The sequence below is a fragment of the Bradyrhizobium sp. B124 genome (assembly GCF_038967635.1).
Taxonomy (GTDB): Bacteria; Pseudomonadota; Alphaproteobacteria; order Rhizobiales; family Xanthobacteraceae; genus Bradyrhizobium.
On sequence record NZ_CP152413.1, the window covers coordinates 3,311,204 to 3,334,651 of the forward strand.

Below are 23,448 nucleotides of genomic sequence, written 5' to 3' on the forward strand. Positions count from 1 at the left end.
AAACCTTCCGTCTTTCACTGTCCCGCAGCCGCTTTTGCGGCCAGCGGCGTCGGTGCGGCGCTCGAGCCCGCGTTTTCACCAAACAGAGCCACCGGGCGTCCGTGCGGCTCGACGCCGAGGAACGTAAAGGCAAGTCCAATCAGGAGGCCCGCGCCGGCAAGAAAGCAAAACGCCGGCATCACCGCTGACGCGGTCGCGCTGGGATGCACGACATTGTCAGCGCCGGCGATCAGTGCGAGACACAGGGGACCTACGATCTTGCCGACCCCGTTTGAGAGTTGAGCTAGGCCGACCGCGCGCCCCGAAAGCTGGACCGGAAAGATCTCTGCGGGATAGGGCCCGATGTTCGAGAATCCACCGTCGAAGAACACGGCGCCGACGATCAGGAAGATCAGAAACAACGGGACCGAGCCGGCAAAGTCGGCATGAAAATAGGCCGCCAGCGCCAGCGAGACCGCGGTGCCATAGCCCATCAACTGGCCACACGGCTTGCGGCCGATCCGATTGGCGAGAAAGGCAAAGCCGGTTCGGCCAACAACGCCGGCGAGGCTGACATAGATGAACATCTTCGCCGCATCCTGGGGCGCGACGCCAAGCAGCAGCGCCACAATCGTCGGTCCCCACAAGAAGACGCCGTAATTCGCTGTGCTGGCGCCGAACCAAACCAGGACCGTCAACCAGAAGCGCCGCTGCTCTGCAAAGAGATCGGCGAATGTCGCCGGGTTCGCCGGCGGCAGCGTAGGCAGAACAAATGACTCGCCGTCGACCCGGTAGAGCTTTCGGATGGCCGCCTGCGCCTCGCGCACGCGACCCTTGCTGATCAGCCAGCGTGGCGATTCCGGCATGATGATCATGGTCAGAACCGCGAGGATGATCGGCAGAAAGCCGACCGCCGCCAGGCCGCGCCAGCCGACCAGCGGCAACAGGAAGCTCGCCGTCACCGACGCCGACAGCACGCCGAAGGCGACCGGAACGACCACGAGGCTCGTGACCAAGGTGCGGTGGCGGGTCGGTGCAAATTCGACGATGGCAGGAACCGCCGCCGCCGCGCCCGCGGCAAGGCCGAAGCCGACGAAAAAGCGCAGGATCGCAAACGCAATCCAGCCGTCTTCCGGAATGAACGCGATTGCGCCGGAGGTCAGGCCGCACAGCAGAACGCCGGCAACCGCCAGCGGCTTGCGCCCGAATCGGTCGGCGAGGACCCCTGCGGCGAACGCCCCCAGCATCGCCCCGATGCCGGCGCTCATCAGCATGATCGAGGTCTGGCCGAACGTCAGGTGCCATTTCGGCGCCAGCACCGAGACCAGAAATCCGACCACAAAGAAATCGAAGAAATCCACCACGCCGGAGATGGCGAAGATGATGATCGATAGCCAATAGCGCGTCGTCACCGGCGCTTCGTCGAACGGCACAGCGTTCGCTTGCTCAGCCATAGTCTCCCCCTGTTGTTGTCAAGCCGCCTTCTTTTTCGAATTCAGGAATGCCGTCACCGCTTCTGCGACCCGCTCAGGGGCCTGGATCGACGCGACATGTCCGACATCCGCAATGGTCCTGGTCTCGACGTGCGCAAGGTCGCGGGCGAGCGCAAATGTCTCCGCGTTCGGGATCAGCCGGTCGTCAGCACCGGCGAGCAGCAAGGTCGGACGATCAAAGCCCGTCAGATCGGCGGCGACGGGCTGCGCGAGCAAGGCGCCGCGTCGTGCCTTCTGGCCGTCGTCGCGGTTGGAGCCACGGAAGATGTCGATCAACTCGGGCCGCGCGCGCAGATAGCCCGGCGGGAAGAAGAACTCCGCGATCTTCGGCGCGTTGGCTGCGGTGTCCGCGCGGTACGACGCGAGTGTGCGGAAGACATCCGCATTCACCTCCAGCGGGCTCCTGTTGACCTTCCAGGTGCTGCTCAGGATCAGACGGTCGATGCGGCCAGGATGGCGGGCTGCCAGCACTTGCGCGATCTGGCCGCCCAGCGAGGTCCCGAAGACATGGGCACGATCGTAGCCGAGCCCCCTGATCAAGGCCGCGGCATCATCAGCCAGATCGGCCAGCGAATAGGACGACGCAGGATTCCTGGTGGCGCCGGAATCGCGCTGGTCATAGGCGATCACCGTAAGATGCGCCGCCAGCGCCGGCGCAAGGCCGTCGAACATCGAGTGATCGGCCTCGCCGCCGTGCAACAGTACGATCGGTTCGCCGCATCCGGTTTTCTCGAACGCCGTGACGACGTCGCCAGATTCGAACGATTGCATGGGAGCCTCCGTCAGTGCAGCAACGTCGAAAGCGCGCCAGCCAGTTCCTTCGCCGGATCCGACGGCACCCACGGCATCCGCCACGCCACGTGTCCGTCAGGGCGCACCAGCACGGCGCCGCGCATGCCGAGCTGGAAGCCGTCTGCCGGGTCAGCCGACGGCAGCTGTTTCAGCGAGAGCGGCAGGCCGGTCTTCTCCGACACCTGCTTCCCCGCCTCGAGCCACTCGCTGCCGAGCGGCCCGGTGACGACGGTGAATGCCTTGTCGAACCAGTCGAGCGTCGATTTCTTGCGCGAAGGCTCGAGCCACATATGCGGAAAGCGCGCGCCGGGACGGTCGGACGGCGTGTAGTAGCGGGAGTTCAACGCCTTCGCGACGGTGCCATCGGGAATGACAGCGCCCTCCTCGTAATTGTGTCCGAGGTTCTGCCCGATGCTGTGCAGATGATTGTCCATATCGTTGATCCAGAACCTGATCCGGTCCGGATTGCGCGATCGCACGGCGTCGTCGGTCAGCCCAAATCGCAGCCGATTGCCGTAGCTGAAATTGGCATTGGATTGCGCGATCGGGCGGCGTTCGCTGGAATAGCTGTCGAGCAGCTTTTCGTCCGCGAGTCCCTTCAACACGAAGGCGAGCTTCCAGGCGAGATTATGCGCGTCCTGAACGCCGGAGTTCAGGCCGAAGCCACCGGTCGGCGGAAAGCGGTGCGCGCAGTCGCCGACCAGAAACACTCGGCCCTTTCGAAAGGTCTCGGCCACCTGCATGCTGACGCGCCAGATCGAACGATTCAAAAGCGTGACGTCGAGGTCGGGAATGCCGACATGGCCTCGCGCGATCTCGATGAACTCCTGGTCGGTCCACGGCCGCTCGCGATCGTCCTTGGTCAGGCCGATCTGCGTCACGGTGAGCCAGCGATCCCGGCCGTTGGTGTTCAGGATGCCGGCACGCGGCAGATCGGGCCTGTCCGGGACGATGATGAAGCCCGCGGCCTCACGCGCGATCGGCAACCGCGACAGATCGGCCCGCCAATACTCGTTCGACATCACCGCCAGCGTGGACGGCCCGACCATCTCGATCCCCGCGCTGCGCCGCGTCTGGCTGCCCGCGCCATCGGCGGCGATCAGGTAGGTCGCCGTCCACTGCGTCACCTCGCCGGTCTTTTCGCAACGTGTCGTGACGTTGACGCCGCTGTTGGTCTCCTCGAACGATTCACAGGCCGTGTTGAACAGGACCGTGGCGTGCTTGGACTTCTCGACCACGCGCAGAATTTCTTCCTCGACCGCATCCTGGGCGACCAGGCTCTTCCAGGCGGGGGTATGTCCGACATTGGGCTCGGGACGGGTGCGGCCGAACTCGTGACCCGCGATGCTGTCGAGGAACACGAACATGTCGGAATTGTCCTGCAGGCCGCGATCGCGGATCGCCTGCTCGATCCCCCACTGCCGGAAGATCTCCATGGTGCGGACCCAGCAGCCGCGCGACTTGGGATGATCCGTTGTCGTCGGGCTCTTCTCGACCACGACGCAGTCGATGCCGAAGCGATCGAGCAGCAGCGACATCGCAAGCCCGACCGGCCCGCCGCCGGCGATGAATACGGACGTCTGGCGTGCCTCATCGGTGGCGATGCCCATCCTCGTCTCTCCTCGGTTTGATCGTTGGGGAGAGACTGCTCTCTTTTTGGTATCTCACAAGAATATGTTTGATATGGTATCCATCTCGAATTGAGATGGAGCGCCCGTCATGGACCTGCGGCAGATCCGCTATTTCGTTGCAGTCGCCGAGCGTGGCGGCTTTGCCGCCGCAGCGAGCACGCTGAACGTCGCCCAGTCGGCGCTCAGCCGCCACGTCAAGGAGCTCGAAGACGAATTGGGCGGCGCCCTGCTCGAACGCGGCGCGCGCGGAGTCTCGGTTACGGAATCCGGCAAGGTGCTGCTCGCGCGCGGACGCTGGCTGCTCGGCATGATCGACGACATCAAGGCCGAGGTGCGCACGGAAAATCGCGAGCCCAGCGGTACGGTGCGGATCGGCGCGCCGCCAAGCCTCGGCGATATCCTCTACCCGGCGCTCGCCCAGATATTCGTGAAGCAATTTCCACGCGTACGGCTCGAATTGAATGAGGTCCTGACCGAAAACGCATCCGAACGCCTGCTGCGCGGTGAGCTCGATCTGGCGATCGTGACGACGCCGCCTCCCAACGATCACCTCGACTATGAACTGCTCATGGTCGAACAGGTGTTCCTGATCGGGCCATCGCGCGATCCGCTGCTGAAGCGCGGTAGACTGACCCGCAAGGAGTTCGATGCCCTGCCGTCCGCTGTGGGCCCGCTCAGCCGCAACCCGTTTCCGTCGACAACGCTCTGCGCGGTTCGGGTCGACAACAGCACCCCGATGAAGCGCATGGTGGCCGCAGGCCTCGGCTATGCATTGCTGCCGTTCTCCGGCATTCACCAGGAAGTCGCTGCCGGTACGCTAGCGGCAGCGCTGTTGCCGTGGATGCGCGCCGACCGCGTCCTGGCATTGCCGCGTGGACGGCCGGTCAGCCGGGCAACGCGTGAAGCGATTGCAACGTTGAAGAAGATCTGCCGCGCTTTGATCGATGACGGAATTATCCTGACCGCACCGGCGCGCAAGAGCTGAGCATGATTCCGCGCTGCACGCGCGGGCTCCATTCGCGGCATCCCGCCGCCCGTTCCAGGCGGCCCGGCCTCACCGCGTCCGCTCCGGGTTCACCAATCGCCTTGACCATAGTTGTCATGACAACTATAGAGTCGTTCCAAGATTGGCGATCAAGCCGGCTGTTCCCGCCGTGGAACGCGCCTTGCAGCCGGCGGCAAGCCGAAGGGAGGACGTGATGAACGCTGCTTCGCAGAACCACGCGGCACGGCTGCGGGAGATTTCCCGGCTGATTGACGACCGCCCCAGCGAACGCATCTTCCAGGTCGATCGCCGGATCTTCAGCGATCCCGACGTGTTCGATGCCGAACTCAGGCATATTTTCGAGGCCACGTGGAATTTCATCGGCTTGGAATCCCAGATCGCCCGGCCCAACGACTTCGTCACCACCCATATCGGCCGGCATCCGATTCTGGTGATGCGGAGCGCCGAGGGCAAGGTCGGCGCCTTCCTCAACACCTGCCGGCATCGCGGCACGGTCGTCTGCCCCTTCAAACAGGGCCGGCAGAAATTCCATGTCTGCCGCTATCATGGCTGGGCCTACGACTCGAGCGGCCGCAACATCTCGGTGACCGAGGAAGCGAGCGGGCAGTATCCGCCGTCCTTCTCGAACCAGAATCACGACCTGCTCCCGGTCGCCCGGCTCGGCTCGTATCGCGGATTCCTGTTCGCAAGCCTCTCTGCCGACGTTCCACAACTGGAAGATTTTCTCGGCGACACCCGCGCCTTCCTCGACCTCATCATCGATCAGAGCGACAGCGGTGAAGTCGAGTTCGTGCCGGGCGCCAGCACCTACACGTTCGATGCAAACTGGAAACTGCAGTTCGAGAATGGTCTCGACTATTATCATTTCGCGACCACCCACAGCTCCTACGTCGATATCCTGAAGAAGCGCAACGCCACCGCCGGACCGGACGCCGGATTCACGGCGGAGCCGGAAGGCGAACAGGAAGGACAAGGCAGCTTCAGCTTCGACTATGGCCATGCCGTCAACTGGTCGATCAAGCGGACGCAACTCTATGGCCGTCCGCTCGGCATGGATCCGGCGCGTCTCGATGCCGTGCGGCAGCGCGTCGGCAGCACCCGCGCCAAGTGGATGCTTCGGCAACGCAACCTCACGATTTTTCCGAACCTGCAGGTGATCGACATCCTGTCGGCGCAGGTACGAACCTGGCGGCCGCTGGCGCCGGACAAGACCGAGATGGTGTCGCACTGTCTGGCTCCGGTCGGCGAAAGCGCTGCGGCGCGCACGCTTCGGATTCGCAACTACGAAGACTTCTTCAACGCATCCGGGCTCGCGAGCTCCGACGACAACGTGATGTATGAATTCTGCCAGACCGGCTACGACGCGACGTCGGCCGCGCCCACGCAAGGCTATCTGCGCGGCGTTGCAGACGTCGGCCACGGCGAAAGCGCGCACACGCGCGAGCTCGGCATAACGGCGTCCGAATGGTCGTTCGGCCCCACCAGCTTCGGCGGCGAGACGAATTTCCACCCCGGCTATCGTGAATGGCGCAGGCTGTTGCAGCACGCCGCGGGGGAGACGGCGTGATGGCTGGCAGCGCAATCGAACAAGCCGACGCTCAGGCGGTCGCCGCCGCTGTCATCTTCCGCGAGGCCCGCCTGCTCGACACCGGCGAATGGACCGATTGGGTCGCGATGTACAGCGAGGACGCCGTCTACTGGGTGCCGGGATGGCTCGACGAATACACCACCACCAGTGATCCCGATACGCAGGTCTCGCTGCTTTACCACGACGCCCGGCGCGGACTGGAAGAGCGGATCGCACGCATCGAGTCGCGCAAATCGATCACCGCGTTGCCGTTGCCGCGCACTGTGCACCAGATCTCGAACCTGGAAGCGTCCGAGAGCGGACCTGACGAGATCATCTGTCAGTCGGTGTTCTCGGTGCACGTCTACGACCCGCGCATAGCCAAGGAACATCTGCGCCACGGGCGCTATCAGCACACGCTGCGACGTGACGGCGACACGTGGAAGATCGCGCGCAAGGTCATCACGCTGGTCAACGACCGCGTCCCGACCGTGCTCGATTTCTACAGCATCTGAGAGGGGACATGACGGACGAAGGAAGCTGGCACGAAGCTGCCGCGCTCGGCACGTTGAACGAGGGCGAACCCCACGGCGTCGAAATCGCCGGCCATCACATCGCGCTCTATCGCGTCGGCAATGAGTACTACGCCACCAGCAATATCTGCACCCATGCGGAAGCACTCTTGTCCGACGGCATGCTGGACGGTTGCGAAATCGAATGCCCGCTGCATATGGGCCGCTTCGACATCAGGACCGGCGAGGCGCTGACCAGTCCGGTCGAAATCGACATCCAGACCTATCCGGTGCGCGTGGCGGGCGACCGGCTGGAAGTCTGCCTGCCCGCATAGCGCGACCGTCAAATAATCAAGAATCGGGGGAAGCCGGGATGACCGAAGTCGTGATGGACAAGGCGGCGAGTGCGACCGCCGATCCGGAGATCGAGCGCAGCACGATCCGCAAGGTCGCGCTGCGCCTGATGTGGTTCGTGATGGCGATGTACTTTCTCGCCATTCTCGACCGTGGCAACATCTCCTTTGCCGCGCTGCAGATGAACAAGGAGCTCGGGCTCAATGCCGAGATGTTCGGCATCGCGGTCGGGATCATGTACTTCACCTATTCGATCTTCGAGATCCCGAGCAATCTCATCCTCAGCAAGTACGGCGCACGCATTACGCTGACGCGGATCGCAATCCTGTGGGGCATCGCCACGGTGCTGATGGCCTTCACGCAGGGCCCGCTCAGCCTCTATGCATTCCGCGGCTTCCTCGGCTTTGCCGAGTCCGGCCTGTTTCCCGGCGTCATGCTGCTGCTGAGCCTCTGGTTTCCGTTCAGCTACCGCGCCCGCTACAACGCGATGTTCAATTATGCGGTGCCGATCTCCTACATCTTCGCCTCGCTGATCTCCGGCGCCATCCTCGAACTGAACGGAACGTTCGGCATTTCGGGCTGGAAATGGCTGTTCATCCTCGAAGGCGTGCCGCCCATCATCCTGGGCATCGTCGGCATCTTCTATCTGACCGACCGCCCGCAGCAAGCGAGCTGGCTGTCGACGGCGCAGCGCAACTGGCTGACCGGTGCACTGGAGCGCGACGCCAAGGCGACCGGGGTGGTGCATGCCGAGGGCGTGCTCAGGACCATCACCAAGCCGATGGTGCTGCTGTTCGGCCTGTGCAATTTCGGCCTGTTCTGCGGGCTGGCTTCGCTGTTCCCCTGGCTGCCGCAGATCATCAAGTCGTTCGGCCTGCCGAATTCGCAGGTCGGCTTCGTCACCGCGATCCCGCCGATCGCCGGCCTGATCGGCATGATTGCCCTGTCGCGGCACTCCGATCATGTCGGTGAGCGCTTCTACTATGCCGCGACGACCTTCGTGATCGCGGCCGCAGGCTTCGCCATCGCTGCCTTTTCCACATCGCCGGTCTGGATCATCATCGGATTCATGGTTGCCAATGTCGGCGTCTATGGTACGCAGGCCGTGTTCTGGACCATTCCGCAGTCCTACATGTCGCGGCAGAGCGCGCCGGGAGCGATCGGTCTGGTCAGTACCATCGGCAGCATCGGAGGTGCGACGATCCCGATCGTGATCGGACGCGCCAAGGATGCCTCCGGCAGCTTCACCACCGGCTTCCTCGTGGTATCGGGCGTTCTCCTCGTCGCGGCGGTCCTGGTCTTGATCGCGCGCACACAACTCGTGAAAGAATGAAAAGCCGGATTGCCACAAGTCGTACCAAAGTCGCTGACGCGCGCCGCGCCCCGCAGGAGGACGCACGTTCGGAACTGGTGATCGATTTCGAACGCTACGTGCCGACAGTGCTGTCGAGCCTGGTCGCGAAGCTACGCGCCAACGCCAACGCGTTCTTCCCGCAGGCCTACGGCGTCTCGCTCGCGGAATGGCGGGTGCTGTCCTTTCTCAGGGAGCACGAGCCCGCCAGCGCCTACGACATCTGGACCAACGCGCAACTGGACAAGGCCGTCGTCAGCCGCGAGACGACGTCGCTGAAGAAAAAGGGGCTGATCGAGCTGACCCCGGTCCGGGGCAGCGCCCGGAACCGGAGCGAGATCCGCCTGACGGCGCAGGGCGTGGCGCTGCTTGACCGCAGCCTCGATGAAATCCTGCGCCGGCACAGCAACCTCACGGCCGGCCTCGACGCCAGGACGCTCGATACTTTCTTCCGCGTCGTTGATCACATCGAGCACCGCATTCCTCACATGGCCGATCCGTCCGAACATGCCGCGCCGGCCCATGCGCCGGTCAAGCGCATTGCGAAGCGGAGATCGCCAACCGGCGCCTGAAGGCGGCAGGCCGGGACGGCGGCGATCGCGCAGATCGAAATCCGAGTCACGGTGCGGTGAGTGCACGAAGGAACCGGGCTCAATTTAGGTTTCAGTAAGCAAGTTGTAGCTAAAGTCGATCAGTGAGTTGCGTATAGGAGACTTCCAGTGATCGACTTTGACGAACTTCGTAGTATCGCCGCGGATGTTCGTATCTTTATCGATGCTTCGGAAGACAAGGGCGGTGCCTTGAAGGCCATCGTCGACGCCTACGATGTCGTCCTCGGCATCTTCCCCGCCGGCCCTGGAATGGACCTTCACGTGGTCAAGGGCACCGAGGTCCTCAATCACATCGCGCAGACCCAAGCCTCGTCGGGCTTCACGCATACCGCGATCGCCTTCCAGACCCGCGAGCAGGCTGTTGCGCTTGAGCACCTGATGGCGGCCTAGCCACCGGCGCAGAGCCGCTGACGACCCGCGCATTCTGCTTTGAGATCAAACGATTGCCCGCCATGCAGCGGGGGCGATATGCAGTTTGTGCCAGTCTCGTCCCCAAGGCGCGCAGTCCTGACAAAACGGCGTCCCGACCCATCGATCCCGTGCCGTCGTCCGCGTTGCCTTCCCGGGCAAAACCGGCAAAAATCCCGTCCACGATTCCGCCGTGGGACGCGTGGATATGGGCCAGCATCTGACGGTCAGCACCGGCGAGCTTGACGGCTTCGAGGGACTCCACGACGCCGTCAAAGGCTCGCATGTCGAAGTCATGCAGCTTGAGCGCGGCAAGCTGCGCGGGACATTGTCCCATGTCGGGATCGGCGATTTCTCGCTCAGCATCGGCGCATTCAATGTCGGGGTCCGCACCCAGCGCACCTCGGCCGACGACAAGCTGATCATCGGAATGCTGCTGAACGCCACGGACCGCGTCACGCATTGGGCTTTCGACATGCAGCCGGCCGACGTGCTGGTGATCCCTCCGTCGGTCGAGCATGACGGCGTCTTTCACAAGGCCTCGTCCTATGCCGCCATTCGCTTCGACATGGCCGATCTGCCCGACATCTTCGGCGATGAGCCGCGGCTCGCCGATGCCGAAACATGGCAAGCAAAGAACCACTTTCGCGCCGACCCCACGCTCGGCATGGCCGGGGCGATCAGGCTGCCGCAGATCGTCTCGCATCTCGCCCGACATCCGGACGCGCTGTCGGAGGCATCGTCCGAGTTCTGGAAGCGCGCGATCATCGATTGCGTCAGGCCGACGGCCATCACGTCGCTGCCGCCAGACGGAACCAGCTACCTGCCGTCAGCGATGAAGCTGGTACGCCACGTCGAGGACTATCTGCACGCCGCGGGCGCCCGCCCGGTCCATGTCTCGGAAATCTGCACCGAGCTTCGGCTGTCGCGACGCAGCCTGCACCGCGCCTTCCACGAGGTGTTCGGCGTCGGCCCGGTGACGTTCCTGCGCTACAAGCGGCTCTGCATGATCCGTTCGATCCTGCGCGAAAGCACGCCGGAGCAGACCACCGTTTCCAAGGTTGCGATCGAACAGGGCTTCATCGAGCTCGGGCGCTTCTCGCAATACTATCGCGCGATGTTCGGGGAGTACCCGTCGCAGACGCTCGGCTACGCCGGTTAGAACGATCCGGCGGTGATCACGCACATTCAGGCGCAAGCTCATTTCGATCGTCCCGGATCGCCATTGCCGGACAGCACCTGCGCGGCGCCGCCGATGCCGCGCCGGAAGGCCTCATCGAAGGTGACGCCGCGAAACCGCCATGTGTAGTCCCTGCCGCGCCACGCCATCCGCCATTGCGTGGCCCAGCCGAGATCCTTGTCGTCCCAGACCAGCTGTCCGACCAGAATGGCCTCGCCGCCCCGCGGCGCCACGATCGCACTCAACTGCGCGGGCGGCGTCTTCAGGAGGCCGGCAGCCGCGACATTGGCGCTCGTCAGAGCGGCCGTCTCGGGCAGCACGAAGCGCATGCCGCGCTTGCCGGCCGCAGCCGCGAGTGCATCGCGCTGCAAATCGGACTGCGTCCCGTCCGATGTGACGATATAGTCCTTCGGGCCGTGCAGCATCTCGACGAAGACGCCGAGCGCCGGCCGCTGCGATCGCCACGGCTTGAGGCCGAGCTTGACGAGGATGCCGTCGATCTTGTTCTCGTCGAAAGCCACCGTCAGGTCGTAAGGCCGGTCGCGGGTGCCCTGCTCGTCATGATGCGGCTTGCCGGCATACTGGTCGTGATAGTCGAAACTGCTGACGAACTCCCTGGCCTTCGGTTTGTATGCGGCCAGCCTGCGGTCGCTTGCCAGCATCGGCTGGCCGGAGACCTTGATCAGGACGTCTTCCAGGCATGCACCGAAGCCGATGATGCGGTTCGGCTCGCCCTGGCCGGTGACGACGGTCTGCGCGCGGTAGAGGTTGTCATCCGCCGCCATCGCAGCGCTGCAACAGATCAATGCAGCGGCAAGCAAGATCACTCCGCGCGCGAACGCGGCGATCGAATTGGGTTTCGTCTCAAGCAAGGCAGCCATGGTCACCTCCGCTCGGTCACGTCATCAACGGCACATTGGCGGCATTTTTCGGCAGCGCCAACATGTTCGGACTTGGGCACCATTCCATCGGCCGCACTGCACGCTATGGCCATGCGCGGCAGGCCTGACATATGCTCGGTGGAGGCGCGGCGGCGCCGGGTGCGCCGCCCAAGACAAGAAGATCGACGAGAACAGCCAGCAGGAGACGTCCCGTGAAATGCTATGAGTTGCAAGGCCCCGGCGGCGTCGACGCGCTTGCGCTGGTCGACAAGCCGGTTCCGCAGGCCGGCCCCGGCGAGGTCCTGGTACGGCTGAAGGCGGCGACGCTGAACTATCGCGACCTGCTCACGGTCAAGGGCGGCTATGGCTCGCGCCAGAAATTTCCGCTGGTGCCGGTCTCCGACGGCGCCGGTGTCGTCGAGGCGGTCGGCGCCGGCGTCAGGAGTTTCGCACCCGGCGATCGCGTGATCGGCAGCTTCTTCGAAAGCTGGCTTGGCGGCGAGCCCAGCGAGGCGCGGATGCGCGCGGCGCTTGGCGGCAGCGTCGACGGCGTGCTGACCGAATACCGCGTGTTCCCGGCGCACGCGCTGGTGCGCACGCCGGACCATCTCAGCGACATCGAGGCCGCGGCACTCCCCTGCGCCGGCCTCACGGCGTGGAGCGCGGTGGTCAAGCTCGGCGATATCAAGCCGGGGCAGACGGTGCTGACCCAGGGCACCGGCGGCGTCTCGCTGTTCGCGCTGCAATTCGCCAAGATGTGCGGCGCCCGCGTCATTGCAACCTCTTCCAGCGATGCCAAGATCGTGCGGCTGAAGCAGCTCGGCGCCGATGTGACGCTCAACTACAAGACCACACCCGACTGGGGCAAGAAGGCGCGCGAGCTGACCGGGCGCGGTGTCGATCTCGTTGTCGAGGTCGGCGGCGTCGGCACGCTGAACGAGTCGATCCGCGCGACGAAGATCGGCGGCACCATCGCCTTCATCGGCGTGCTCGCCGGTCCCGCCTCGTCCGACACCCGGCTGCCGCTGATGGTGATGCAGCAGCAGCGGCTGCAGGGCGTCACCGTCGGCTCGATCGAGGATCTGCAGTCGCTGTGCGACGGCATCAGCATGCACGGCGTCAAGCCCGTGATCGACAAGGTGTTCGCGTTCGACCAGGTCAAGGACGCGTTCGCCCACATGGCGAGCGGCGCGCATTTCGGCAAGATCGCGATCGCGATCGGCTAGCATGCTTGCCTAGCGCCCCGTGAACTGGGCCTTGCGCTTCTCGACGAAGGCCTTGCGGCCTTCCTGCGCGTCGGCGCTTTCGCGGATCACCATCTGCAGCTCGATTTCGCGGCGGAACTGATCGGCGTAGCTTGCGTGCTCGCTCTCCTCGAGCAGCTGCCGGGTCGCGACCAGCGCGCGCGTCGGGCCATCGGCGAGGCGGCCTGCTAGCGCTTTCGCCTCGTCGAGCAGCCTTGCGTCGTCGACCACGTCGCGCACCAATCCCCACTCCTTGGCTCGCTCGGCCGACAACGGCTCGTTCAGCAGCATCAACTCGAGTGCGCGCTGGCGCCCGATCAGGCGCGGCAAGAGCCAGGTCGAGCCGAGGTCGGGCACCAGGCCGATCCGGCTGAACACCTGGATGAAGCTCGCCGAGCGCGCGGCCAGGATGATGTCGCCGGACATCGCAAGGCTGAAGCCGCCGCCGGCCGCGACGCCGTTGACGGCGACCACCACCGGCATCCGGCACTCGCGCAAGGCCTGCATCGCCGGCCAGTAATGCTTCATCACGCCGGTATAGATATTGTCGCCGAGCGAGTTGAACGCTTTGAGATTCTGCCCGGAGCAGAAGCCGCGTCCCTCCCCGGTCAGGATCAGCGCGCGGATGCCGGGCTCGACGCCCATCTCGCCTATGGCGCGTGCGAGATCACCGAGCAGTTCCGGCGTCATGGCGTTCAGGCTGGCGGGATCGTTCAGCGTCAGAATGCCGACCTTGCCGTCCCGCTCACGCTTCACACTGCTCATTTTCCGCTCCCCGAAATTGGTTCTTGTTGCACTGACAGTGCCAAGCTTGGCATGCTACGCCAACGCGACCCGCCCGCAACAAGAACAGCGAAAGCAACGCCATGTCCGACCAGTTCTCCAACTCGCAAGTGATCCGCAAGCCGGCCGTCAGCGCCAAGGGCGGCATCGTCGCCGCGCAATCGCGCAAGGCGGCCGAAGTCGGCGCGGAGGTATTGGCAGCGGGCGGCGATTGCGTCGACGCCGTGATTGCAACCACCTTTGCGCTGGGCGTGCTGGAGCCATGGATGAGCGGCGCCGGCGGCGGCGGCGCCATGGTGCTGTACCGCGCCAAGGAGAACCGCGTCGAGGTGATCGACTACGGCATGCGGGCGCCGGACGGCCTGCGCCTCGAGGATTATCCGCTGACCGGTGGCGCCGCCTCCGACCTGTTCCCTTGGGCGCGGGTCAAGGACGACCGCAATCTGCACGGCCCCGGCTCGATCGCGGTGCCCGGCGTCGTCGCCGGCATGGAAGAGGCGCATCGCCGCCACGCCAAAATGCCGTGGAAGGACCTGCTGGCGCCGAGCGTCAAGCTCGCCGGCGAAGGCCTGCTAGTGGATTGGTGGACCACCGACATGATCGCAAGCTCCGCCGCCGATCTGCGGCGCTATCCGGCCAGCGCCGCGGCGTATCTGCTGGACGGCCTGCCGCCGAATGCGCAATGGGGCATCAGATCGGTGGTCCGCATGCCGCAGGACAGGCTGAAGGCGACGATGGCGCAGCTTGCCGCGGCTGGCCCGCGCGATTTCTACGAGGGCGATCTGGCGCGCAACATCGCTGACGATATCCAGGCCGCCGGCGGCGCGCTGTCGGTGCGCGATCTCGCCGCCTTCCGCGCCCATCTGCGCGAGCCGCTCAGGATTCCCTATCGCGGCGGCACGGTCTACGCGACGCCGGAGCTGACCGCGGGTCCGACCATGGCGCGCACGCTCGGCCTGTTGCAGAAGGCGTTCGCACCCGCGCAGGGCGGTCCGGACGCGGCCGCCTATGCTGCCTACGCCGAGGCGCTGCAGGCCGCCTATCGCGAGCGGCTGAAGGACATGGGCGACGTCGACGGCCGCCGCGCGCTCGGCGCGGAGGCGATCGCCCCAAGCTGCACCACGCATTTCTCGGCGGTCGACCGCGACGGCAACATGGCCGCGGTGACGCAGACGCTGCTGTCGACCTTCGGCTCCAAATTCGTGACGCCGAACACCGGCCTCACCATGAACAACGGCATCATGTGGTTCGATCCGACGCAAGGCAATCCGAACTCGCTTGCGCCCGGCAAGCGCTGCCTGACCAATTACACGCCCGTGGTGGCTGAGGCGGCTGACGGCCGCCGTCTTGCCGCCGGCGCATCCGGTGGCCGCCGCATCCTTCCCGCGGTGTCGCAGTTGCTCTCCTTCGTGATGGATTTCGGCATGGATCTCGACGCCGCGATCCACCAGCCACGCATCGACGCCAGCGAAGGCAATGTGGTGATCGGCGATGTCCGCCTGCCGCAAGCTGTGCGCGACGCGCTGCGCGGCAGCTTCGACTATGCGGAGGCCCGCATCCAGACCCAGCCAAAGAAGTTCGCCTGCCCCAGCATCGTGCTGCGCGACGGCACCACAAACAGCGGCGCCACCGAGCCGTTTCATCCGTGGAGCGATGCAATCGCGGAGGGGTAAGTTGTGCGCACAGCTCTCCTCCCGCCGTCGTCCCTGCGAAAGCAGGGACCCATAACCACAGGGTCATGTTGTTGAAGGGGGCTGTGGCCCCAGCGTCGCGCAACGATTGCGATTTGGGGTAATGGGTCCTGGCTTTCGCCAGGACGATGAGGATGGTTCTCGCGCGATACGACGCACGATCATTGCGTACTTCATCTCGGTGTCATCGCCCGGCTTGACCGGGCGATCCAGTATTCCAGAGACGCCGGCGCGTGAGCCGAGAGGCCGCGGCGTACTGGATCGCCCGGTCAAGTGTTCAGCCCGAGGACATGACCGACGGGTGTTCGGAGACATAGCCGACACATCATAGTGCAGGGATTTGGCAAAGTGGGAGGCCAAGTCCATGCCATGGCGTGAGGTGTCGGTGATGGATCAACGGCGCGAGTTTGTACGGCTTTCGATCAGCAGCGCGGGATCCGAAAGGTGAACCGTGTTTCGGCGGCGGAGGACGTCACCTCAAGCTTGCCGTTGTGGGCGCGCGCAATTTCCGCGGCGATGTAGAGGCCCAAACCCAGGCCTTCGTAGGTCGACTGGTGCGCAACGCGAAAGAACGGCTGGAACAACCTCTCGATAACCGCCGGAGAGATCGGCGCCCCGCCATTGGCGACCGACAACTCAAAGCCCTCGCTGTCGGTTGCCGCTGACACCCTGATCGGCGAATTGCCATCGCCATGCTTCAGGGCATTGCCGACCAGGTTGGACAGCAGTTGCGCGATCCGGGCCGGATCGGAGTTGATGCCGCGATTGATGGCGAAATCGGTCTGGATCACGCGATCGGGCCATGCCGCACGCAATTCATTCACGACTTGCTCAAGCGCCGGCAGCAATTGCGCGTCGGCGCTGCGCTTCAATCTGAAGCCGCCGCCCAGACGGGCGCGCGCAAAGTCCAGGACATCGTCGATCAGGGCCGCCATGCGCTTCACGCTGTTCTGAAGCAACCCGACATAGGTCATCGACTTTTCGTTGAGCGGCTCCTTCAGCAACAGCCTCATGCCCGCGTCGATCGAGGCGAGCGGATTGCGCAAATCGTGCGCGAGCACCGCGATAAATTGCTCGCGAATCTCATCCGCCTGCTGGTGGTTCAGCAGCGCGGCCTCGCTGGTTGCGACCCTCTCCTGCGCCTGCAAATGAAACGCGATCAGCGAAGCGAACAATCTGAACATGTTGACGACCTCCGGCGTGTTCACTTTCGCCGGGTGCGGATCGATCGCGCAGAGCGTCCCGAAAAACGTGCCATTGGCGAGGACGATCGGGATCGAAATGTAGCTTTGAAATCCGTACATCGCCGGCGCGCGGTGGTCGCGAAAGGCCGGATCCTCGGCGACATGGTCGATGACAACGCCGTGTCCGCTCGCCCGGATTTCGTCGCAGATCGTGGTCTCGACCTTCAGCTCATCGCCGGGCTTCAGTCCGAACGAGATGTTGTCCCGGACCGCGCAGGCAATCCAGCGGCTTTCCGTGACCCTCGCCACCGCGGCAAAGCCCATGCCTGTGCTGCGGCACACCACGTCGAGGATGGTCGGAACTGCATCGATCCGGCTGATCGCCAGGATATCAGCCTTCAAGTCAGCGGGGAGCTCTGTCGTCGCGGCGGCTGACGAGCCTTCCAAGTTCGTGGCAATCAACTCGGGAATTCGGATCTACCTCACGCAAAATACCGGGTACAAAAAGCTCGATCATGGGTCACGCACGATGGGGATCGTCAGTGATCTCAGCATGGCCCGAAACTTCGACCGCTGTCCACATCTAATGATGGTTCCCGCATTTCCCAAGTTCGGATCGCACCGACGCCGCAGGGGCTTGTCGGATAAATCAGTGATCGGCACTTTCGCGATGGCGCGCCGAGCGACATTGCAGGACGCAAATGGGCTGATACATTTCGGCCCGACAACGAACAATGGTGACTGGCTTGAGCGATGCAAGCGCAGACGTGCCGCCCGGCGCTCAGCTCCTCGGACGCGAGTGGCTGGGCTTCGACGGCGAAATCGCCTCGATCCGCTTTGTGGCGCAGCCGCTGTTCACCAACCGGCATGGAACGATCCAGGGCGGCTTCCTTGCGGCGATGCTGGATTCGGCGACAGGCCTCGGCGCCCTCGCTGTACTTCCGTCAACCAAGACCGTGGTGACCAGAACCCTCACCACGCGGTTTCTCAAGCCGGCGCGCGTCGGTCCGATCACGGCCAAGGCCAAGGTCGTCTCGCAGACCGACCGCGACATGATCGTCGAGGCCGATCTGATCGACGCTGACAATTTGACCGTTGCCAGCGCCACGGCCGAATTGCGGATTCTGGACAAGCGATAGCCATGCGTTGTGCTCCCTTCGTACTGTCAGCCCTGCTGCTGCTTGCGGTCTCTGCGGCGCAGGCGGCCGGACTACGGCGCTTCGACGTTCCCGCGGGCCCCGACGGGCCTGCGATCAGAGGGGTGGTATGGCATCCCTGCGCCGAGCCCCCGCACGAGATCGACGCCCGCGGCGGCAGAACATTCTTCGGCGTCAACGACTGCCCGATCGTGGGAGACAAGCTGCCGCTGATCGTGATCTCGCATGGCAGGCGCGGCTGGCTCGGCGGCCATCACGACACCGCCGCGGCGCTTGCGGATGCCGGCTTCATCGTCGTGACGATCAATCATCCGACCGATACCGAGCGCGACACCAGCGGCACCGACAGCCTTGCCGTCACGGTCGAGCGGCCCGCCGACATCAAGCGCGCGATCGACTACGCACTCGGAGGCTGGCCCAATGCAGCTCGCATCGATGCCGGACGCATCGGTCTCTATGGTTTCTCCTGGGGCGGTTATACAGGCCTCGCGGCGATTGGCGGCGAGCCCGATCTCCGCAAGGGCCTGCCGAACTGCCAGACATCGAGCTTGCGGGCGTGCAAGGAACTCGAAGGCGGAGAAAAGCCGAGCGGACCGGTCGTCCACGATCCGCGGATCAAGGCTGCGATCATCGTCGATCCCTTTCCTGTGCTGTTCTTTGCCGCCGAAAACCTGAAAGCCGTGACGATCCCGATTCAGTTGTGGAGCTCGGACCCCGCGCAGAGCGGCGACGGTCTCTCCGGGTGCTGTGCCGCCGCGATCAACGACGAGCTTCCGTCCAGACCGGACTTTCACCTGGTGAAGGATGCCAAGCACTTCTCCTTCCTCGCGACCTGCACGCCGGAGGAGACAGCGAAGATGGCTGCCATCTGCACCGACCCGCCAGGCTTCGATCGCCTCGCCTTTCATCAGCGCTTCCACACGGCCGCCATCGCGTTCTTCAGAACGCATTTGGGCGAGGCCGGGACGCGATAGCTTCGTAGGGTGGGTTAGCCGGAGGCGTAACCCACCATTGTCGTCCCAAATCGGCCTGTCGACCGAAGGGAGACCAGCGGTGGGTTACGCTTCGCTAACCCACCCTACGCAACCGCCCATCCGCATTCTACATCCCGAGCTTGTCCCTTACCCGGCCGGTCAGCACCGCCGTGGTGACGCCGACGCGCCAGAAAGCGTGCATCGGGATCGGCTTGATGCCGGTCACGGGCATGTCGATCTCCGCCTTTGCACCTCCGACCAGGCGGCGGGCGAGTTGCGCGCCCATCGCGGTCGAGAGCGCAACGCCGCGGCCGTTGCAGCCGAGCGAGATCAGCAAATTCTCCGCGGGCGCATGAACATGCGGATAGTGATCGGTGGTGATGGCGAGCCGGCTGTTCCAGCCGTGGGTCCAGCTGACGCCTTTGAGCTGCGGCCACAGCCGCTCGGCGTAGCGCATCAGATAAGCGACGTCGGTCGGCTTGCTGATCCAGCGCATTGGGCCGCGGCCGCCCATCAGCAGGCGATTGTGCTGGTCGATGCGGTAATAGACCGTGATGTGGCCGCTCTCGTAGAGCACCGGACGGCCCGGCATGATCGAACGCGCGACCTCGTCGGACAGCGGCGCGGTCGCCGCGATCGACGAGAACACCGGCACGATGGTGCGGCGGAGCGCGGGCCAGAGATCATCGGTAAAGCCATTGGTCGCGAGCAGCACCTTGTCGGCATGCACGATTGCGCGCGGGGTCTCGATCCGCCAGCTTCTGCCGTCACGGCGCAACGACAGTGCCGGCGTCTCGCCATGGACGGCAACGCCGGCACCGATCGCGGCGCGCGCCAGGCCGCGTGCGTAACTCAGCGGATGCAGGTCGCCGCCGCGCGCATCCAGCATGGCGCAGAGGTAACGGTCGCTGCCGGTCATCTCGCGCATCTCGGCGGCATTGAGCAGCTTGACCGGCATGCCGCGCCGGATGCACTGCTTTGCCGTGGTCTCGATCGCCGTGGCGCTGGCTTCATTATAGGCGGCGCGCAGCGTGCCGTTCTGCCGCGCCTCGCAGGGAATCTGGTAGCGGCGGATCAGGTCATGCGTGAAGTTGGTGGTGCCGTAGGAGAATTCGATCATGCGGCGGCCGAGGTCGGCGCCGAAATCCTGTTCGATCTGATCGGGGTCGTGCTTCAGCCCCGGATTGGTCTGGCCGCCATTGTTGCCGGAGGCGCCCCAGCCCGGCTCCTGCGCCTCCAGCACGGTCGCGAGCACGCCCTGCTCGGCGAGGTGCAGCGCGGTCGACAGGCCGGTGAAGCCGCCGCCGATGATCGCGACCGGCACGCTCTTGTCCGATGTCAGCGGCGGTGTCGGCGTCGCCTCCACCGCGGTGTCGGCGTAGAGACTCGGTGGCAGCGGCAGGCGAATAGGCGCGTTCATTGCAGGTGGCCTGATCACAACGGGTGCAGCACGCGGCGCAGGAAATCCTGGGTGCGCGGATGCTGCGGTTGGTTGAGGACGGATTTGGCGGAGCCCTGCTCGACGATGACGCCACCGTCGATGAACAGCACGCGGTCGGCGACGTCGCGGGCAAAGCCCATCTCATGGGTGACGACGACCATGGTCATGCCGTCATCGGCGAGCTTGCGCATCACCGACAGCACCTCGCCGACCAGTTCCGGATCGAGCGCCGAGGTCGGCTCGTCGAACAGGATCGCCTTCGGCTGCATCGCCAGCGCCCGCGCGATCGCGACGCGCTGCTGCTGGCCGCCGGAGAGCTTTGGCGGATGCACCTCGGCCTTGTCGGCAAGGCCGACCTGCGCGAGCAGCGCACGGCCGCGGGCGATCGCCGCCTCGCGCGGCTCCTTCTTCACATAGAGCGGCCCCTCGATGACGTTCTCGAGCGCGGTGCGATGCGGAAACAGGTTGAAGCGCTGGAACACCATCGAGACCTGGGTGCGGATCGCCACGATCGAGCGGGCGCCCTGATCGACGCGCGCGCCCTCGACGCTGATCTCGCCGCGATCGTAGCTCTCGAGCCCGTTGATGCAGCGCAGGATGGTCGACTTGCCGGAGCCCGACGGGCCGATGATGCACACCACCTCGCTCTTGGCGACCGATGCCGTGATGCCCTTCAGCACCTCGACCTTGCCAAAACTCTTGTGGACGTCGTTGAGCTCGATCATTTGCGGTTCGCCTTGTTCTCGAAGTGCCGAACCAGCAGGATGAGCGGAATGCTCATGGTGAGGTACATCAGCGCCACCAGCGTGAACACGCTGGTGTTCTTGAAGGTCGAGGAAGCGATCAGCTTGCCCTGCAATGCGAGCTCGGCGACCGTGATGGTGGAAGCCTGCGAAGAATCCTTCAGCATCATGATCATGATGTTGCCGTAGGGCGGCAGGATGATCCTGACCGCCTGCGGCAGCACCACGCGGCGCATGGTGAGCCACCAGCCCATCCCGATGGTCTGCGCCGCCTCGATCTGTCCCTTGTCGATCGCCTCGATGCCGGCGCGGAAGTTTTCCGCCTGATAGGCCGAGTAGGCGATGCCGAGTCCGATGATCGCGGCCTGCAATGCAGAGAGAGCGATGCCGAAATCGGGCATCACGAAATAGATGTAGAACAGCAGCACGATGATCGGGATGCCGCGGATCACATTGATCAGCGCGGCGCTGAGGCCTGTGAGGATGCGAATTCCGGACACCCGCATCAAGGCCCACACCAGCCCAAGCACGGTCGAGAGCAGGAGCGAGCCGACCGTGACGACGATGGTCAGCCAGACACCCTGCAACAGGATCGGCACGAACTCGACGGCGTCATGGAAGAATTTTTGCATCGGCTAAATGTATCCAGTCCCGTCACATGCTCGAATACTACCTCCGTCATCCTGAGGTGCGAGCCTTGCGGCGCACTTGCGCCGCTGGGCGAGCCTCGAAGGATGAATCGGCCCCGCTGGTGGCCGTCGACCCTTCGAGACGCGCTACGCGCTCCTCAGGGTGACGGGTCAACTAATCTCACATAGCCAGACAGAGTGAAGCAGCACACGCGCTCACGACGCGCTGGCCTTCTGGCCCCATTTCTCCAGGATCTTCGCGATCGTGCCGTTGGCCTTCAGCTTGGCCAGCAAGGCGTTGATCTTCACCAGCAGCTCGGTGTCGGTCTTGCGGATGCCGATCGCGACCGTGCCGACGGTAACGGGCTTGTAGCCGTCGACCAGCCGCACATCGGCGAAATTGCCCTGCTGCAGATTGTAGGCGAGGATCGGATAGTCGGCGAAGCCGGCCTTGAGACGGCCGGCATTCACGTCGCGCAGGATGTCGGGAATGGTGTCGTAGACCTTGACCTCGCTGAACAGCCCGGTCTTCTTCAGCGCGTCGACGAACGCGGTGCCGACCTGGGCGCCGACCACGGTGCCCTTCAGATCCTCCTGCGTGGCATAGGCCTTGGCGTCGGACTTCGGCACCACGAGGCCTTCGCCATAGGTGTAGACCGGCTCGGAGAAGTCGATCACCTCCTTGCGCGCGGCGGTGGCGAACATCGCGGCCGCGATGATGTCGATCTTGTTTGCGGTCAGCGAGGGGATCAGCGCCGAGAACTGCATCGGCTCGATCTGCACGGAGAAGCCGGCGTCCTTGCCGATCTCGGTGGCGAGATCGACCATGATGCCCTGGATCGAATTGGTCTTGGTGTCGAGGAAGGTGAAGGGGATGCCGGTCGGCGTCGAGCCGACCTTGAGCACCTGCTGCGCCCCTGACGGCGCGCTCAAGGCAAGGGCAAGCGCCGCGACCGCGGCATGGACGAGACGCTGAAAGGACATCGCACACCTCCCGAAGCTGGCCTCGGCGCCGCATCGCCCTGCTTTTCGAGCTAGATGTTGCGGGCGACGCCGTTCCGGCCTATTTTCACAAATATGAAATTGTGGTCACGAAACCGCGGCCAATGCAAGCGGTTTTCATGCACATGAAGGAAGCGGATTGACGTGAGCGGCGGCAAGAGAATGCGCAAAGGCGCGGCAGCGCGGCCCGTGACGCCACGACGCGCGGCCAAAAAGCCGGTCAAGAAGCCGGCCGAACCGGCGATGGATCTCGCGGTCGGACGCCGCATCCGCGACCTGCGCCGCACCAAGCAGATGTCGCTGGAGACCGTTGCCGCGCGTACCGACCTGTCGATCGGCTTCATCAGCCAGATCGAGCGCGGCCTGTCGTCGCCCTCGCTGCGCGTGCTGGCGACGCTGGCCGACGTGCTCGGCGTCGGCATCGCCGCGCTGTTCGGCGCGACGCCGAGGGATGACGGCGCCGGCGGCGTCGTGACCCGCGAGGTGCAGCGCGCCGAGCTGAAACTGTGGCGCACCGGGATTTCGAAGCAGCTATTGAGCCCGGCCGGCAGCGAGAGCCGGCTCAATCTGTTCCTCGTGCATCTCGAACCCGGCGGCAACACCGGCGACGAGTTCTATACCCATGACGGCGAAGAGGCCGGCCTCGTGCTATCAGGCGAGATGATTCTGACGGTGGATACCGAGACCTGGACGCTGAAGCAGGGCGACAGCTTCCGCTTCGCCAGCCGCCGCCCGCATCGGTTCTCCAATCCGGCCGGCGACGCCAAGGCCGTGGTGCTGTGGGTGAATTGCGTGACGGCGGCGGGGTGAGGCCCCGCGCTCTCTCCGTTCGTCG

At 64.6% G+C, this 23,448-nt stretch carries 23 protein-coding genes; 13 read left to right on the forward strand and 10 right to left on the reverse strand.

Annotation, left to right across the window (positions count from 1 at the left end; genetic code table 11):
* Positions 1 to 14 precede the first annotated feature (14 nt).
* From AAFG13_RS15920 to AAFG13_RS15930, 3 genes are read right to left on the reverse strand one after another with little or no spacing between them, the layout of a single operon-like run.
* Positions 15 to 1,433 carry an MFS transporter gene (locus AAFG13_RS15920; protein ID WP_342712588.1) on the reverse strand — a complete coding sequence of 473 codons (1,419 nt, stop codon included), beginning with the start codon at positions 1,431 to 1,433 and terminating at the stop codon, positions 15 to 17.
* An 18-nt stretch (positions 1,434 to 1,451) separates the two neighbouring features.
* Positions 1,452 to 2,243, reverse strand: a complete 792-nt coding sequence (locus tag AAFG13_RS15925; protein ID WP_342712589.1) for an alpha/beta hydrolase — start codon at positions 2,241 to 2,243, stop codon at positions 1,452 to 1,454.
* 11 nt (positions 2,244 to 2,254) lie between these two features.
* The gene (locus tag AAFG13_RS15930; RefSeq protein WP_342712590.1) at positions 2,255 to 3,874 is read right to left on the reverse strand and encodes an FAD-dependent monooxygenase; all 1,620 of its coding nucleotides are present in this window, start codon (positions 3,872 to 3,874) and stop codon (positions 2,255 to 2,257) included.
* A 109-nt stretch (positions 3,875 to 3,983) separates the two neighbouring features.
* Here AAFG13_RS15930 and AAFG13_RS15935 point away from each other — a divergent pair, with 109 nt between their 5' ends.
* The 8 genes from AAFG13_RS15935 (at position 3,984) to AAFG13_RS15970 (ending at position 10,866) form a co-directional block, all read left to right on the forward strand.
* Positions 3,984 to 4,880, forward strand: coding sequence for a LysR family transcriptional regulator (locus AAFG13_RS15935; RefSeq protein ID WP_342712591.1), 897 nt, complete (start codon positions 3,984 to 3,986; stop codon positions 4,878 to 4,880).
* A gap of 214 nt (positions 4,881 to 5,094) precedes the next feature.
* Positions 5,095 to 6,468 (forward strand): aromatic ring-hydroxylating dioxygenase subunit alpha, encoded by a 1,374-nt coding sequence (locus AAFG13_RS15940; RefSeq protein ID WP_342712592.1) that lies wholly within the window; start codon positions 5,095 to 5,097, stop codon positions 6,466 to 6,468.
* Positions 6,468 to 6,983, forward strand: coding sequence for an aromatic-ring-hydroxylating dioxygenase subunit beta (locus AAFG13_RS15945; protein ID WP_342712593.1), 516 nt, complete (start codon positions 6,468 to 6,470; stop codon positions 6,981 to 6,983). Before AAFG13_RS15940 ends, AAFG13_RS15945 begins: the two co-directional genes overlap by 1 nt.
* 8 nt (positions 6,984 to 6,991) lie before the next feature.
* On the forward strand, positions 6,992 to 7,315 hold the full coding sequence (locus tag AAFG13_RS15950; protein WP_342712594.1) for a non-heme iron oxygenase ferredoxin subunit: 324 nt from the start codon (positions 6,992 to 6,994) through the stop codon (positions 7,313 to 7,315).
* A gap of 38 nt (positions 7,316 to 7,353) precedes the next feature.
* On the forward strand, positions 7,354 to 8,667 hold the full coding sequence (locus AAFG13_RS15955) for an MFS transporter (protein WP_342712595.1): 1,314 nt from the start codon (positions 7,354 to 7,356) through the stop codon (positions 8,665 to 8,667).
* Between the two features lie 77 nt (positions 8,668 to 8,744).
* Positions 8,745 to 9,257 carry a MarR family transcriptional regulator gene (locus tag AAFG13_RS15960; RefSeq protein ID WP_342712596.1) on the forward strand — a complete coding sequence of 171 codons (513 nt, stop codon included), beginning with the start codon at positions 8,745 to 8,747 and terminating at the stop codon, positions 9,255 to 9,257.
* Positions 9,258 to 9,404: 147 nt separating this feature from the next.
* Positions 9,405 to 9,686, forward strand: a complete 282-nt coding sequence (locus AAFG13_RS15965; RefSeq protein ID WP_050401090.1) for a hypothetical protein — start codon at positions 9,405 to 9,407, stop codon at positions 9,684 to 9,686.
* 226 nt (positions 9,687 to 9,912) lie between these two features.
* Complete coding sequence (locus tag AAFG13_RS15970; protein WP_342713344.1) at positions 9,913 to 10,866, forward strand: helix-turn-helix domain-containing protein; 954 nt, start codon at positions 9,913 to 9,915, stop codon at positions 10,864 to 10,866.
* 38 nt (positions 10,867 to 10,904) lie between these two features.
* On the opposite strand, the gene AAFG13_RS15975 is transcribed toward AAFG13_RS15970, so the two are convergent.
* Positions 10,905 to 11,765 carry a DUF2066 domain-containing protein gene (locus tag AAFG13_RS15975; RefSeq protein WP_342712597.1) on the reverse strand — a complete coding sequence of 287 codons (861 nt, stop codon included), beginning with the start codon at positions 11,763 to 11,765 and terminating at the stop codon, positions 10,905 to 10,907.
* A 212-nt stretch (positions 11,766 to 11,977) separates the two neighbouring features.
* On the opposite strand from AAFG13_RS15975, the gene AAFG13_RS15980 reads away from it, so the two are divergent.
* On the forward strand, positions 11,978 to 12,991 hold the full coding sequence (locus tag AAFG13_RS15980) for an NAD(P)-dependent alcohol dehydrogenase (protein WP_342712598.1): 1,014 nt from the start codon (positions 11,978 to 11,980) through the stop codon (positions 12,989 to 12,991).
* Positions 12,992 to 13,000: 9 nt separating this feature from the next.
* On the opposite strand, the gene AAFG13_RS15985 is transcribed toward AAFG13_RS15980, so the two are convergent.
* A complete protein-coding gene (locus AAFG13_RS15985; RefSeq protein WP_212316364.1) occupies positions 13,001 to 13,774 on the reverse strand; it encodes an enoyl-CoA hydratase-related protein in 774 nt (257 codons plus the stop codon).
* A gap of 101 nt (positions 13,775 to 13,875) precedes the next feature.
* Here AAFG13_RS15985 and AAFG13_RS15990 point away from each other — a divergent pair, with 101 nt between their 5' ends.
* Positions 13,876 to 15,465: a gamma-glutamyltransferase gene (locus tag AAFG13_RS15990; RefSeq protein WP_342712599.1), complete on the forward strand. Its 1,590-nt coding sequence runs from the start codon at positions 13,876 to 13,878 to the stop codon at positions 15,463 to 15,465.
* A 440-nt stretch (positions 15,466 to 15,905) separates the two neighbouring features.
* On the opposite strand, the gene AAFG13_RS15995 is transcribed toward AAFG13_RS15990, so the two are convergent.
* Positions 15,906 to 17,069, reverse strand: coding sequence for a GAF domain-containing sensor histidine kinase (locus tag AAFG13_RS15995; RefSeq protein ID WP_342712600.1), 1,164 nt, complete (start codon positions 17,067 to 17,069; stop codon positions 15,906 to 15,908).
* A 335-nt stretch (positions 17,070 to 17,404) separates the two neighbouring features.
* Here AAFG13_RS15995 and AAFG13_RS16000 point away from each other — a divergent pair, with 335 nt between their 5' ends.
* Both AAFG13_RS16000 and AAFG13_RS16005 read left to right on the forward strand, forming a co-directional pair.
* The gene (locus AAFG13_RS16000; RefSeq protein ID WP_312011751.1) at positions 17,405 to 17,806 is read left to right on the forward strand and encodes a PaaI family thioesterase; all 402 of its coding nucleotides are present in this window, start codon (positions 17,405 to 17,407) and stop codon (positions 17,804 to 17,806) included.
* 2 nt (positions 17,807 to 17,808) lie between these two features.
* Complete coding sequence (locus AAFG13_RS16005; RefSeq protein WP_342712601.1) at positions 17,809 to 18,798, forward strand: dienelactone hydrolase; 990 nt, start codon at positions 17,809 to 17,811, stop codon at positions 18,796 to 18,798.
* Positions 18,799 to 18,925: 127 nt separating this feature from the next.
* Here the strand turns inward: AAFG13_RS16005 and AAFG13_RS16010 are convergent, their stop codons facing one another.
* The 4 genes from AAFG13_RS16010 to AAFG13_RS16025 all read right to left on the reverse strand — a co-directional run bounded on the left by AAFG13_RS16010 (position 18,926) and on the right by AAFG13_RS16025 (position 22,595).
* Entirely contained in the window at positions 18,926 to 20,218 is a 1,293-nt protein-coding gene (locus tag AAFG13_RS16010) for an FAD-binding oxidoreductase (RefSeq protein WP_342712602.1), read from the reverse strand.
* Between the two features lie 14 nt (positions 20,219 to 20,232).
* A complete protein-coding gene (locus tag AAFG13_RS16015) occupies positions 20,233 to 20,964 on the reverse strand; it encodes an amino acid ABC transporter ATP-binding protein (protein ID WP_342712603.1) in 732 nt (243 codons plus the stop codon).
* A complete protein-coding gene (locus AAFG13_RS16020; RefSeq protein ID WP_050401103.1) occupies positions 20,961 to 21,614 on the reverse strand; it encodes an amino acid ABC transporter permease in 654 nt (217 codons plus the stop codon). The genes AAFG13_RS16015 and AAFG13_RS16020 overlap by 4 nt, the downstream gene beginning before the upstream one ends.
* A 213-nt stretch (positions 21,615 to 21,827) precedes the next feature.
* Positions 21,828 to 22,595 (reverse strand): ABC transporter substrate-binding protein, encoded by a 768-nt coding sequence (locus AAFG13_RS16025; protein WP_342712604.1) that lies wholly within the window; start codon positions 22,593 to 22,595, stop codon positions 21,828 to 21,830.
* A gap of 180 nt (positions 22,596 to 22,775) precedes the next feature.
* Here AAFG13_RS16025 and AAFG13_RS16030 point away from each other — a divergent pair, with 180 nt between their 5' ends.
* Positions 22,776 to 23,423, forward strand: a complete 648-nt coding sequence (locus AAFG13_RS16030; protein WP_342712605.1) for a cupin domain-containing protein — start codon at positions 22,776 to 22,778, stop codon at positions 23,421 to 23,423.
* Positions 23,424 to 23,448 lie beyond the last annotated feature (25 nt).

Bases quoted from the DNA above. Each gene is read 5' to 3' on its own strand.
- AAFG13_RS15920 (WP_342712588.1), bottom strand. From the start codon at position 1,433: ATGGCTGAGCAAGCGAACGCTGTGCCGTTCGACGAAGCGCCGGTGACG.
- AAFG13_RS15925 (WP_342712589.1), bottom strand. From the start codon at position 2,243: ATGCAATCGTTCGAATCTGGCGACGTCGTCACGGCGTTCGAGAAAACC.
- AAFG13_RS15930 (WP_342712590.1), bottom strand. From the start codon at position 3,874: ATGGGCATCGCCACCGATGAGGCACGCCAGACGTCCGTATTCATCGCC.
- AAFG13_RS15935 (WP_342712591.1), top strand. From the start codon at position 3,984: ATGGACCTGCGGCAGATCCGCTATTTCGTTGCAGTCGCCGAGCGTGGC.
- AAFG13_RS15940 (WP_342712592.1), top strand. From the start codon at position 5,095: ATGAACGCTGCTTCGCAGAACCACGCGGCACGGCTGCGGGAGATTTCC.
- AAFG13_RS15945 (WP_342712593.1), top strand. From the start codon at position 6,468: ATGGCTGGCAGCGCAATCGAACAAGCCGACGCTCAGGCGGTCGCCGCC.
- AAFG13_RS15950 (WP_342712594.1), top strand. From the start codon at position 6,992: ATGACGGACGAAGGAAGCTGGCACGAAGCTGCCGCGCTCGGCACGTTG.
- AAFG13_RS15955 (WP_342712595.1), top strand. From the start codon at position 7,354: ATGACCGAAGTCGTGATGGACAAGGCGGCGAGTGCGACCGCCGATCCG.
- AAFG13_RS15970 (WP_342713344.1), top strand. From the start codon at position 9,913: ATGGGCCAGCATCTGACGGTCAGCACCGGCGAGCTTGACGGCTTCGAG.
- AAFG13_RS15975 (WP_342712597.1), bottom strand. From the start codon at position 11,765: ATGGCTGCCTTGCTTGAGACGAAACCCAATTCGATCGCCGCGTTCGCG.
- AAFG13_RS15985 (WP_212316364.1), bottom strand. From the start codon at position 13,774: ATGAGCAGTGTGAAGCGTGAGCGGGACGGCAAGGTCGGCATTCTGACG.
- AAFG13_RS15990 (WP_342712599.1), top strand. From the start codon at position 13,876: ATGTCCGACCAGTTCTCCAACTCGCAAGTGATCCGCAAGCCGGCCGTC.
- AAFG13_RS16005 (WP_342712601.1), top strand. From the start codon at position 17,809: ATGCGTTGTGCTCCCTTCGTACTGTCAGCCCTGCTGCTGCTTGCGGTC.
- AAFG13_RS16010 (WP_342712602.1), bottom strand. From the start codon at position 20,218: ATGAACGCGCCTATTCGCCTGCCGCTGCCACCGAGTCTCTACGCCGAC.
- AAFG13_RS16015 (WP_342712603.1), bottom strand. From the start codon at position 20,964: ATGATCGAGCTCAACGACGTCCACAAGAGTTTTGGCAAGGTCGAGGTG.
- AAFG13_RS16020 (WP_050401103.1), bottom strand. From the start codon at position 21,614: ATGCAAAAATTCTTCCATGACGCCGTCGAGTTCGTGCCGATCCTGTTG.
- AAFG13_RS16025 (WP_342712604.1), bottom strand. From the start codon at position 22,595: ATGTCCTTTCAGCGTCTCGTCCATGCCGCGGTCGCGGCGCTTGCCCTT.
- AAFG13_RS16030 (WP_342712605.1), top strand. From the start codon at position 22,776: ATGCGCAAAGGCGCGGCAGCGCGGCCCGTGACGCCACGACGCGCGGCC.